9 protein-coding genes and 18 tRNA genes are annotated in these 11,289 nt (G+C 33.8%); 4 read left to right on the plus strand and 23 right to left on the minus strand.

Annotated features, from left to right (window positions below):
• Positions 1 to 38 precede the first annotated feature (38 nt).
• Positions 39 to 2,132, plus strand: coding sequence for a glycoside hydrolase family 31 protein (locus LQ679_RS12345; RefSeq protein WP_051575453.1), 2,094 nt, complete (start codon positions 39 to 41; stop codon positions 2,130 to 2,132).
• Positions 2,133 to 2,175: 43 nt separating this feature from the next.
• Here LQ679_RS12345 and uxaC read toward each other — a convergent pair whose 3' ends face one another.
• Genes uxaC through LQ679_RS12365 form a run of 4 tightly spaced genes read right to left on the minus strand, consistent with a single transcriptional unit; the run spans position 2,176 to position 6,375 of the window.
• Positions 2,176 to 3,582 (minus strand): glucuronate isomerase, encoded by a 1,407-nt coding sequence (gene uxaC / locus LQ679_RS12350; protein ID WP_204168551.1) that lies wholly within the window; start codon positions 3,580 to 3,582, stop codon positions 2,176 to 2,178.
• 15 nt (positions 3,583 to 3,597) lie between these two features.
• Positions 3,598 to 4,893, minus strand: coding sequence for a TRAP transporter large permease (locus LQ679_RS12355; RefSeq protein ID WP_126477930.1), 1,296 nt, complete (start codon positions 4,891 to 4,893; stop codon positions 3,598 to 3,600).
• On the minus strand, positions 4,893 to 5,381 hold the full coding sequence (locus LQ679_RS12360; protein ID WP_239763145.1) for a TRAP transporter small permease: 489 nt from the start codon (positions 5,379 to 5,381) through the stop codon (positions 4,893 to 4,895). The genes LQ679_RS12355 and LQ679_RS12360 overlap by 1 nt, the downstream gene beginning before the upstream one ends.
• On the minus strand, positions 5,374 to 6,375 hold the full coding sequence (locus LQ679_RS12365) for a TRAP transporter substrate-binding protein (protein ID WP_239763148.1): 1,002 nt from the start codon (positions 6,373 to 6,375) through the stop codon (positions 5,374 to 5,376). Before LQ679_RS12365 ends, LQ679_RS12360 begins: the two co-directional genes overlap by 8 nt.
• A gap of 160 nt (positions 6,376 to 6,535) precedes the next feature.
• Between LQ679_RS12365 and LQ679_RS12370 the strand changes: the two genes are divergently transcribed.
• Positions 6,536 to 7,486, plus strand: a complete 951-nt coding sequence (locus tag LQ679_RS12370) for a LacI family DNA-binding transcriptional regulator (RefSeq protein ID WP_239763151.1) — start codon at positions 6,536 to 6,538, stop codon at positions 7,484 to 7,486.
• Between the two features lie 27 nt (positions 7,487 to 7,513).
• On the opposite strand, the gene LQ679_RS12375 is transcribed toward LQ679_RS12370, so the two are convergent.
• Positions 7,514 to 7,852: a nuclear transport factor 2 family protein gene (locus LQ679_RS12375; RefSeq protein WP_107578066.1), complete on the minus strand. Its 339-nt coding sequence runs from the start codon at positions 7,850 to 7,852 to the stop codon at positions 7,514 to 7,516.
• A gap of 90 nt (positions 7,853 to 7,942) precedes the next feature.
• Between LQ679_RS12375 and LQ679_RS12380 the strand changes: the two genes are divergently transcribed.
• Together LQ679_RS12380 and LQ679_RS12385 are read left to right on the plus strand one after the other, a co-directional pair.
• Entirely contained in the window at positions 7,943 to 8,908 is a 966-nt protein-coding gene (locus LQ679_RS12380; protein ID WP_239763155.1) for a LacI family DNA-binding transcriptional regulator, read from the plus strand.
• A gap of 60 nt (positions 8,909 to 8,968) precedes the next feature.
• Entirely contained in the window at positions 8,969 to 9,184 is a 216-nt protein-coding gene (locus LQ679_RS12385) for a hypothetical protein (protein ID WP_048539822.1), read from the plus strand.
• 314 nt (positions 9,185 to 9,498) lie between these two features.
• Here the strand turns inward: LQ679_RS12385 and LQ679_RS12390 are convergent.
• The 18 genes from LQ679_RS12390 to LQ679_RS12475 all read right to left on the minus strand — a co-directional run bounded on the left by LQ679_RS12390 (position 9,499) and on the right by LQ679_RS12475 (position 11,288).
• Positions 9,499 to 9,583: transfer RNA gene (locus tag LQ679_RS12390), tRNA-Leu, on the minus strand.
• 149 nt (positions 9,584 to 9,732) lie between these two features.
• Positions 9,733 to 9,807 (minus strand) — tRNA-Gly (locus tag LQ679_RS12395).
• A gap of 11 nt (positions 9,808 to 9,818) precedes the next feature.
• Positions 9,819 to 9,893 (minus strand) — tRNA-Cys (locus tag LQ679_RS12400).
• Positions 9,894 to 9,899: 6 nt separating this feature from the next.
• A tRNA-Gln gene (locus LQ679_RS12405) sits at positions 9,900 to 9,971 on the minus strand.
• Positions 9,972 to 9,986: 15 nt separating this feature from the next.
• Positions 9,987 to 10,059 (minus strand) — tRNA-His (locus LQ679_RS12410).
• Positions 10,060 to 10,061: 2 nt separating this feature from the next.
• Positions 10,062 to 10,135, minus strand: a tRNA-Trp gene (locus LQ679_RS12415).
• Between the two features lie 18 nt (positions 10,136 to 10,153).
• Positions 10,154 to 10,237: transfer RNA gene (locus LQ679_RS12420), tRNA-Tyr, on the minus strand.
• Between the two features lie 6 nt (positions 10,238 to 10,243).
• Positions 10,244 to 10,319, minus strand: a tRNA-Thr gene (locus tag LQ679_RS12425).
• A gap of 14 nt (positions 10,320 to 10,333) precedes the next feature.
• Positions 10,334 to 10,406: transfer RNA gene (locus LQ679_RS12430), tRNA-Phe, on the minus strand.
• 20 nt (positions 10,407 to 10,426) lie between these two features.
• Positions 10,427 to 10,502 (minus strand) — tRNA-Asp (locus LQ679_RS12435).
• Between the two features lie 13 nt (positions 10,503 to 10,515).
• Positions 10,516 to 10,589 (minus strand) — tRNA-Met (locus tag LQ679_RS12440).
• A gap of 26 nt (positions 10,590 to 10,615) precedes the next feature.
• Positions 10,616 to 10,708 (minus strand) — tRNA-Ser (locus LQ679_RS12445).
• 12 nt (positions 10,709 to 10,720) lie between these two features.
• Positions 10,721 to 10,794, minus strand: a tRNA-Ile gene (locus tag LQ679_RS12450).
• Between the two features lie 35 nt (positions 10,795 to 10,829).
• Positions 10,830 to 10,903 (minus strand) — tRNA-Met (locus LQ679_RS12455).
• A 20-nt stretch (positions 10,904 to 10,923) separates the two neighbouring features.
• Positions 10,924 to 10,999: transfer RNA gene (locus LQ679_RS12460), tRNA-Ala, on the minus strand.
• A gap of 25 nt (positions 11,000 to 11,024) precedes the next feature.
• Positions 11,025 to 11,098, minus strand: a tRNA-Pro gene (locus tag LQ679_RS12465).
• 18 nt (positions 11,099 to 11,116) lie between these two features.
• Positions 11,117 to 11,190 (minus strand) — tRNA-Arg (locus LQ679_RS12470).
• 9 nt (positions 11,191 to 11,199) lie between these two features.
• Positions 11,200 to 11,288: transfer RNA gene (locus LQ679_RS12475), tRNA-Leu, on the minus strand.
• Position 11,289: the final 1 nt, after the last annotated feature.

The following is an 11,289-nucleotide window of genomic DNA, read 5'->3' on the forward strand; positions in this document are numbered from 1 at the left end:
TAGTTTAAATAACAACGTTGTTATAGGAGGATTTTTACATGTTTAATATGATTTCACAAGATAAAAATACAATTGTAATCAGTGACAGGCAAAACGAGCATTTCTTTACAATCCGCATATTAGAAGATTACTTAATCAATATTAAATCTTCTACAGAGAAAAAGATCACTTTACCGACTTGGACCATTACACCTGGAGATACTGAATTACCTTTCGAAGGTCTCTCTAGATATGATCAATCTAACTTTTCATGTCCACAATATGAAATTTCAGAAGAGCAACACCATATTATAATTAAGACAAAGTTATTAAAACTTATCATTGATAAAGAAGATTTCTATTGTAGTTGGTATGATTTAAGTTCATCTGACAAAGAAATTAAAATTATGCAAGACCGTAAGACAGGCAGTTATCAACATCAAATATCAAGAAATCATCCGACTTGTCATTATTTAAATAGAGATAAAAATGAAATGTATTTTGGTCTCGGTGAAAAGAGCGGAAAAGTAAATAAACATGGCAGACGATTCAGAATGAAAAATATAGATGCTATGGGCTATAATGCTGAAACGACTGATCCTCTTTATAAACATATTCCTTATTATCTCACATACAAAACTGATGAAAATGTAGCATTTGGTATCTTCTATGATGATTATCAAGACTCTATTGTAGATCTTGGGCAAGAGTTAGATAATTATCACGGTCATTATAGATATTATGAAACTAAGTCAGATTTTCTTGATTATTACGTTATTGCCGGTCCGACTATTCAACAAGTAACGACGCGTTTTAGTCATTTAACAGGTAGACCAACACTCATGCCTGAATGGAGTTTGTCTTATTCTGGCTCAACAATGCAATACACAGATTTGCCAAATTCAGATGAAAGACTGATATCTTTTCTAAATCAATGTAACACACATAATATTACGATTAGATCTTTCCACCTTTCATCAGGTTATACATCCATTCATGATAAGAGATACGTTTTTAATTGGAATTATGATAAATTTAAAGACCCAAAATCTTTTGGAAAAGCTTATACAGATCAAAATGTAGAATTAGTTGCGAATATTAAACCTACCCTACTTACAGATCATCCTTTACTAGATGAAGTATTAGCCTTTGATGGATTTATTAAAGATATGAATGGCCAACCGCTTCTTGTACAATTTTGGGATGAAAAAGGATACTACTTAGACTTTACAAATAAAGACACTATTAAATGGTGGCAATCAAAAATAGAACAACAATTATTATCTAATCATGTCAATTGTACATGGAATGATAATAACGAATTCGAAATTTGGGATGATAAAGCTAAAGTAAATGGTTTCGGCAATGAAGCAAATTTCCAAGATTATAAAGCAATTATGCCTATATTAATGATGAAAGCATCAAGAGAAATTCAACAACAATATCATAAAGAAGAATATCCTTATATCATTAGTAGATCTGGTGCAGCTGGTATGAGTAAATACGTTCAAACTTGGACAGGTGATAACTATACGAGTTGGCATACATTAAAATATAATAATGCTATGGCAATTGGGTTAAGTCTATCTGGTGTTTATAATTTCGGACATGATATTGGCGGTTTTTCTGGTGATAAACCAGAAGCAGAATTATTTTTAAGATGGGTACAATGTGGTGCTTATTATCCAAGATTTTCAATCCACTCATGGAATGATGATGGTTCTGTAAATGAACCTTGGATGCATAATGAAGTCTTATCTGAAGTTAAACAAGCCATGCACTTCCACGAAAAGCTTAAACCATATCTTCAGTCATTAGTTGTACAGGCACATGAGGCGTATGAACCAATTATTAGACCTACTTTTTACCAATTTGAAAGTGATATTAATACTTTTGAAGAAAATGAAGAATTTATGTTAGGTGAGCATATGTTAATTGCCCCTATCGTAGAAAAAGCTCAACTAGAAAGAACAGTCTATTTACCTAAAAACAACAAAGGTTGGATTGATTTTCATAGCGGCGAACAGTTTGAAGGCGGTCAAACAATAACTGTAAAAACGACTTTACAACATATTCCAACATTTGTAGTAAAAGGCGCAGAGATACCAGTTTATCAAGATGATTTAAAAACAATTGAAAATCTAAAGTTCTAAATAAATAAGAACCTAAGACAACATCGTCTTAGGTTCTCTAATTTTATATAGCATCTACGCCTTCTATATTATATAATGACACGGCGTTATTAAAGCAAATATCCTTAATAATTTCAGAAAGAATTTCATCATCATCAATGATTTCTCCTCTTTCCACACGTTTACCAATCATTTCACATAAAATCCTTCTAAAATATTCATGTCTTGTATATGATAATAAACTTCTTGAATCAGTTAACATACCAACGAAAGTAGATAACAATCCAACATTTGCGTATTCTACTAAATGTTGTTCCATTCCTTCTTTAGTATCATTGAACCACCATGCAGCACCTAGTTGCACTTTGACTTTATCTGAAGTAAAGTTTCCAGCTGTTGCTTGCACCATTAAGTGATCATTTGCATTATTAGGATAAATAATTGTATCTGATAATGCATCATTTTGATTTAAATGATCTAAAAATCTATTTAAGTCAGAAGAACTGAGCATATCACCTACACTATCAAATCCAGCATCTGGACCAACTTCTTCAAACAATAATGTATTATTGTTTCTCACTGGTCCAAGATGAAACTGTACAACCCAATTATATTTTTTATACGTTTTACTTACTTCGGTTAAAATATATCCAGATAATCTACTTAAATCTTCCTCATCTATGTGTTTACCTTGCTTAATTTGTTCAAAATACTGTTCAGCTTGGTCTTCAGTTACATCCACTTTAAGTACTTTAGCAAAGCTTTGATCAGAACTTCTTGCGCCATTTTTATGGAAGTATTCAATTCGTTCATTGAGCGCATTAATATATTCTTCCAAATGATTTATTTTTCTTTCTGTAGCAATTTCTAATTGATTAATAGATGCTTCTACATTATCTTTCGTTAAGGCGATATAACGATCCGGTCTAAATGTTGGTAATACTTTAACATCAAATGACTTATCCTCACGAAGTAATTGATGATATTTCAAATCATCACATGGATCATCAGTTGTACAAATGATTTGGACGTTGCTTCTTTCTATTAATTTTCTTGGAAGAAATTCTGGTTGTTGTAAACTTTCATTTAACTGATTATATAATTGTTCTTTATCAATTTTATTTAAATTTTCATTGATATTGAAATACCTTGCTAACTCTAAATGACACCAATGGTACATTGGATTCATGATACTTTTAGGCAATAAACTTATAAATGCTTCGAATTTTTCTTTATCAGTTTTGTCTCCAGTAATATACGACTCATCTATTCCATATGCGCGCATTAAACGCCATTTATAATGATCATGTTTTAGCCAAACTTCAGTAATCGTATTAAAAGGTTTATTCTCATAGATTTCTTTTGGATCTAAATGACAATGAAAATCAAAAATTGGAATATCCTTAGCTATATTGTATAAATCCTGTCCTTTTTCAGATTGAACAATAAAATTTTCTTTAATTAAACTCATAAATACTCACCTTTCCTATAGCCCAAGTAATTTTGGTAAAAATAACGATAATTGTGGTACGAACGTAATTAATAACAACAGTATAATTAAAATAATAAAGTATGGTATTAATGTCTTAATGACACTTTCAATACGTACATTTGCAACACTACTACCAACAAATAACGCACTACCTACTGGAGGTGTTATATTACCTATACATAAGTTAAATGCGATTACTATACCGAAATGAACTGGATCTAATCCAATACTTTCTGCAATCGGTAAGAAAATTGGAGTGAATATAAGTACTGCTGGTGTTATGTCCATAAATGTACCGATGATTAATAAAATTAAATTCATTAACAGTAATAATAAAATTGGATTTTCAGTTAATGATAATATACCGCCAGAAATCGCTTCTGGTAATCCTGTGAAACTCATAACGAGTGAGAATAATGCAGATGCTGTAATTAAGAATAAAATCATACCTGTAATTTCTACTGTTTCTATAATAATCGCAGGTATATCTTTAATTTTTAAATTTTTATAAATAAGTGACAGTATAAACGCATATAGAACTGCGACAGCTGCACCCTCTGTTGCTGTGAATATTCCAGCTACAATACCACCGATTACGATAATAATTAATAGTAAACTTGGAATAGCATCTAAAGTTAAAAATAATTTATCTTTCCAACTCACTTTTTCAGAAACTGGATAGCCATGTTTTTTAGCTAAAAAGTAAGCAACAACCATACAACCTAGGCCCCATAGAATTCCAGGAACGTAACCAGCAATGAATAATGCAGCAATTGATGTTCCACCACTTACTAGTGAATAAACAATCAATAATGAACTTGGTGGAATTAATAATCCTGAAGGTGCTGAAGCAATATTGGCAGCTGCAGAATATGATTTTTTATAACCTTGTGTTGTTTCCATCGGTGTCATAATTCTACCCATAGCGGCAGCAGCTGCTACACTTGATCCTGAAATCGAACCAAACAACATATTCCCCACAATATTCGTATGTGCTAAAGAACCAGGTAATCTACCTACTAACACTTTTGCAAAGTTAATTAATCTAAATGCAATACCACCGTTATTCATCAATATTCCAGCTAGTACAAATAGCGGAATGGCAAGCATTGTAAAGTTATCAATACCAGTTACCATTCTTTGGGCAGCAGTAAGTATTGTGACATCAAACGGGAAAATAAGTATTAACGTTAATAATGAACTTAAAATAATTGAAATAGCGATTGGAATACCAAATGCTAAAAATATTGCTAAAGATACAAATAATACGATTCCAGCAATTGTTGTCATTACACTTCACCGCCTTCATCATTTTCAGGTAACTCATTTGTTATAATGCCTCGAATTGAATAAAAAGCAATGAAAAGTCCTGATATAGGTAACGCACCATACATTAGCGCCATTGAAACACCTGTAGCTGGTGCATATTGAGTCCAAGTAAGTGCTACAATTTTAATACCACCGTATATCATCAAAATTAAAGCAACTAATAAAATAATGATATTCGTCAATCTTTCTATAAATAACTGTGCTTTAAGTGGAAACTTTTCTCTTATAAATAAAATGACAATATGTTTTTTCTTACCAAATACATATGCTGCACTTAACAATGCAAACCAGATTAACAAGAAGCGAATGATTTCTTCACTTGTCGTACTTGGCGTGTTCAATATATATCTTGTTATCACTTGCCAAACTGATAAAATGACCATCACAGTTATCAATACACCAGACACAGAAAGCAAAGTTCTATCAATATAATGTGTTAATTTATTCATTTTGTTCTGCCTCCTTAATCAATTTGTATTGTTTTTCTGTTCCTTTATTATTTTTAAATTCTTCTTGTAGAGGTTTTACAGCTTTTTTGAAAGTAGACTTATCTACATCATGGAATTTCACATTCATATCTTCTTTGGCTGATTTAATTGCCTCTTTAATGGCTTTATCCCAGATGACTTCATGCTTTTCAGTAGATGATCTTGCTGCGCTTTTTATCCATCCTTTTTCTTCTTTCGTTAAATCATTGTATGCTTCCTTATTCATAATTAAAATATCAGGAACGATAGCGTGCTCAGTATTATAATAATTTTTTGCAACTTCTCCATGTTTATTGTCGGTCAATGCTGTTTCATTATTTTCAGCTGCATCAATAACACCAGATTGAAGTGCTGTATAAACTTCACCAAATGCCATTGGAGTTGGTGTACCACCTAATGACTTAACTAGTTGCACACTTGTTTTACTAGGCTGAACACGTGTTTTTAAACCATGTAAGTCTTTATTCGTCTTTATTTCTCTATCTTTTGTATAAATATTTCTTAATCCTGCGTCATAGTAAGTAATACCTACAAACCCATTATCTTTAGTCGTATTAAAGAACGAATTTTGTACTTCAGGTTTTTTCATAATAGATCGGAAACTATCTTGAGATTTAAATAGATATGGCATACTAAATAAAGAATACGACTCAGAAAAACTTTCAAGTGCACTTGCTGACACTTTTGTAAATTGAATGGCATTTGTTTGTGTCATCTCAATTGCTTCCCGTTCACTTCCAAGTTGTCCGTTCGCATATATTTTAATTTTTAATTTGCCATGAGATTTCTTTTCTACTTCTTTTTTAAATTCTTCTAAAGATTTATGTACTGGATGTGTTGTTGATTGATTGTGTGCTAATGTTAAAGTCTTAACATCTTTATCTTGTGCGTCACTTTGTTGGCATCCATACAAAACAGTGAATACGCTTACAATTAACAGTAAAATTTTTTTCATCTCTCATCCCCCATTAATTTTAAAAAAGTAATCAAATTGACTACTTCTTTAATACTTATTGATAAGTATAAATCAAATGAAACAAAATAACAACGTTGTTATTTATAGAAAATGTGTACTTATGGTATAATATAGAAAATAATATTTAAAGGAGACTCACATGGCTGTAACATTAAAAGACATAGCAAATGCCTGTGGTGTTAGTTATTCAACAGTAAGTAAAGCGTTAAAAAATTCTCCTTTAGTTACTGCTGAAACAACAGAGCGCATACAGCAAAAGGCAAAAGAAATGAATTATATTCCTAATAATTCCGCTCGCTCTTTAGTCTCAAACAAGAGTCAAACAATTGGACTCATTTGGCCATCAGTAGACAGAGTTGCAGTTTCAACTCTTGTTTCAGAAATCAATAACTTTTTAAAGAATACTGGATATTTTATGTCAGTATCAATCGATGATGTGGAAACTGCTGCACATAAATTTTTAGAATTACGATTTGATGGCATCATCGTATTTGATGAAGGAGAAGCTTCTACCTTACCAAGTATCATTAGTTCAAATATCCCAGTAGTTGCCTATGGTACAGACCGAGAGCTCGAATATCCTATTGTAAATGTTAATCATAAACAAGCAATGATTCTTTCTTTAGATGATTTAATGCAAAATAATATAACAAATATTTGCTATATTGGGGATCTCAACACTGATGATATTCGACAAATTATAAAGAAAGAAACTTTTGAACGTTATTGTAAAGAACACAATCTTGAATATAATATGATTGATTCAAGAGGACTATCTGCTGAAGATACATTTTTTGCATTAAAATCATATTTGACTAATCATACGTTGCCAGAAGGTATCATTTGCGGAAGTTACGATATTACTTTAGGACTCGTTCACACTTTAAAAGATTCACTTGATCAACATATTGTGTACTCATACGACAACGTACCTCAATTTGACCATATGGATACAGTGATTCATTCAGTCGGTGTCCCTACTAAGAATATTGCTGAAGCGTTAGTTAATATCCTTATCAATGCAATTGAATCTAAGGAAAATCAACCAAATGTCTATCATCTTGAGCCTGAATTAGTAAAGCGGAAATAAAGACAAAAAATGACTACAAAATTGTAGTCATTTTTTTACTGTTGTTCCTTGATGGAATCTCATCTTCCACTCAGATTGTTTTCTAATCCATAATGTACTCCGCTTAGTTGTTATATGATCAGTTTTATTGATTAATTCATAAGTGGTTAGTACAATACCTTTTTGAATTTTTTCAACTATAAAATCCGAAATCTCATAATCAAATGTATGTAAAGTGCCCTCTTCAATATCTCGTTTATATATCATTCTGCCAGACTTACCTATTTCTTTAAAATCATCATCAAGTAAATTTAAGATAAACGACTTATCCTTTCTATTACTCGCATCCAAATGTGCACATTCTAATTCATAAAATTGCTGTTTAATAAATTACACCTACTTTATTTTTGTAAATATAGTTCAACTTATATGCTAAAATAATAACATAGTAATAAGTATAATCGAGGGGGTAAGTAAATGACAAATTTAAAAGAAGTAGCTAAACGAGCTGGCGTTTCACCAAGTACCGTATCACGAGTAATTAATAACCACCCTTATGTTAATGAAGAAAAAAGACAAAAAGTACTTGATACTATAGAAGAATTAAATTATATACCAAATATCAATGCAATTCATTTAAAAAAAGGTAAAACAAATTTAATAGGTGTTGTATTACCGTTCTCTAATCATCCCTACTTTTCGCAATTAATTCAAGGTATTTCTGAAGAAGCGATTAAATCAAACAAAAAAATTGTTTTATTCCAAACTGCCTATGATACTGATCAAGAAATTGACGCTTTGGAAATGTTAAAATTAAAACAAATAGACGCACTTATTATTTGTTCAAGGAATATTTCATTAAATATAGTTGAACAGTACATAGAGTATGGACCAATTTCTATATTCGAAAATATTTCAAACTCCAAATTTAGAACAACATATATTGATCACTACAACGCCTTCAAACAAGCATTAAATCATCTATACAATAACGGACATAGACATATTGCATGTGCCATAAATAGAAGAAATAGCACTAGTTCAATTTTAAGAATAAAAGCATATAAAGACTTTTGCAGTGAGAATGCTTTACCCTTCAATGATCAAGATATATTTGAGAATTTTGTATTATTAGAAGATGGTCAAAGACTTGCTCAAGAAATTGATAATAAAGAAAATCCACCTACAGCAATTGTTGTTTCTGGAGATAACACAGCTGCAGGATTGTTTATTAGTTTAAATGACGAACAAAAGAAAAACATATCTATCATTGGGTTTGAAAATCATAAAATATCTAAATTGTTAGACCTTACTACAATAGAGATTCCCCTCTTCCAAATTGGTAAAAGTTTGTTTAATCAACTATATGAAGATAAACTGAATAACTATTTATTTGAGACAAAACTTATTAAAAGAAACTCAGTATTTAAATTTAACCATTGACATGAAATGCATTTCATAGATTATCCTTTAATCAATCACAAATATTAGGGGGTAATTAAAATGAACAAACAAAAAGTTGGTATTGATGGTTGTAATATTACTTCAGAAATTTATGTAGAAATACTTCAACACACTAGCAATATTGATATTGTCGCTTGTACTGATGAGAGCCTATCAAAAGCAATTAGTATGAAAAACAAATATGATATCCCTCAAGTAATGACAAGAAGTAAAATGTATAAAGATAAGAAAATTGATTATATTATTAAACTTTAAAAGAAACTCTAAATAAATAGCATCTCATTCTACTGATCTACAGTAAAAATGAGATGTTATTTTTTAAATCTACGATTTTGCTCATGCATGCTTGCCTAGGGTATGGTTCGAGCCTGTAGTCTCTCACTCATACTATTCCCTCAGGCGTCAGCACTTCACAAAATCGTTAATATGGTCAGTTCTTAAAGCTCTAACTGTGACCACAAAGTGACCAAAAATTTGAACTTATATGTTTCTAAATGGTTTATTAACAAACAAAAAAGCCGTAAACCCAACGTTTACGACTTAAATGTTTATAAAGATTCGATATAATATACCGGTGGTCGGGTTCGAACCGACACGTCCTCAACGGACACGGGATTTTGAGTCCCGCGTGTCTGCCAATTCCACCACACCGGCTTAATAAAAATCCTACAAAAAAATCTTCCCAATGGAAGAAATAAATGGAGCGGAAGATAGGACTTACACCTATATCTCATTCCGGGAAGGAATGTATTCTAAGAGTTGAAATACTCCCGCATTTTAATAAATAAAAGTATTAATAATAATGGAGCGGAAGATAGGACTTGCACCTATATCTCATTCCGGGAAGGAATGTATTCTAAAAGTTGAAATACTCCCGCAAAGTTATTAATGGAGGCGGCAACCGGATTTGAACCGGTGAATAGAGGTTTTGCAGACCTCGGCCTTACCACTTGGCTATGCCGCCAGACTACTGGGCTAGCTGGATTCGAACCAGCGAGTGACGGAGTCAAAGTCCGTTGCCTTACCGCTTGGCTATAGCCCATTAATATAAAATAAGGGCGGCTGATGGGAATCGAACCCACGAGTGTCGGAACCACAATCCGATGCGTTAACCACTTCGCCACAGCCGCCATGGCAGGGGCAGTAGGAATCGAACCCACACCAAAGGTTTTGGAGACCTCTATTCTACCGTTGAACTATGCCCCTATTAAATTAAAATAATAATGGTGGAGGGGGGCAGATTCGAACTGCCGAACCCGAAGGAGCGGATTTACAGTCCGCCGCGTTTAGCCACTTCGCTACCCCTCCGTTAGATGGTGCCGGCCAGAGGACTTGAACCCCCAACCTACTGATTACAAGTCAGTTGCTCTACCAGTTGAGCTAGGCCGGCAAAAAGTTAAAAGATGGCTCAGGACGGAATCGAACCGCCGACACAAGGATTTTCAGTCCTTTGCTCTACCGACTGAGCTACTGAGCCATACATTAATTTTTAAAAAATGGCGGTCCCGACGGGAATCGAACCCGCGATCTCCTGCGTGACAGGCAGGCATGTTAACCGCTACACCACGGGACCATCATTAAAGGTATTGCGGGAGGCGGATTTGAACCACCGACCTTCGGGTTATGAGCCCGACGAGCTACCGAACTGCTCCATCCCGCGATAATAATATTAAGTTACAAATATAATGGCGGAGGAAGAGGGATTCGAACCCCCGCGAGCCGTTAAGCCCCTGTCGGTTTTCAAGACCGATCCCTTCAGCCGGACTTGGGTATTCCTCCAATATATAAGTATGGACCTTGCAGGACTCGAACCTGCGACCCAACGGTTATGAGCCGTTTGCTCTGACCAACTGAGCTAAAGGTCCAAAATTTAAAATATGTATCATATTGAAAATTTTAATGGCGGCGGAGGGGATCGAACCCCCGACCTCACGGGTATGAACCGTACGCTCTAGCCAGCTGAGCTACGCCGCCATAATGGTATTATTTTTAAATGGTGGAGACTAGCGGGATCGAACCGCTGACCTCCTGCGTGCAAAGCAGGCGCTCTCCCATCTGAGCTAAGCCCCCATTTAATATGTAAATTTTTAAAGAGTCGGGAAGACAGGAATCGAACCTGCGACCCCTTGGTCCCAAACCAAGTGCTCTACCAAGCTGAGCTACTTCCCGTAACCAAAATGGTCATTACGCGCCCGAGAGGAGTCGAACCCCTAGCCTCTTGATCCGTAGTCAAACGCTCTATCCAATTGAGCTACGGGCGCATATTAATATGGTGCCGAGGACCGGAATCGAACCGGTACGGTAATCACTTACCGCAGGATTTTAAGTCCTGTGCGTCTGCCAGTTCCGCCACCCCGGCA

This window comes from Mammaliicoccus sp. I-M35, from assembly GCF_022386455.1.
Taxonomy (GTDB): Bacteria; Bacillota; Bacilli; order Staphylococcales; family Staphylococcaceae; genus Mammaliicoccus; species Mammaliicoccus sciuri_A.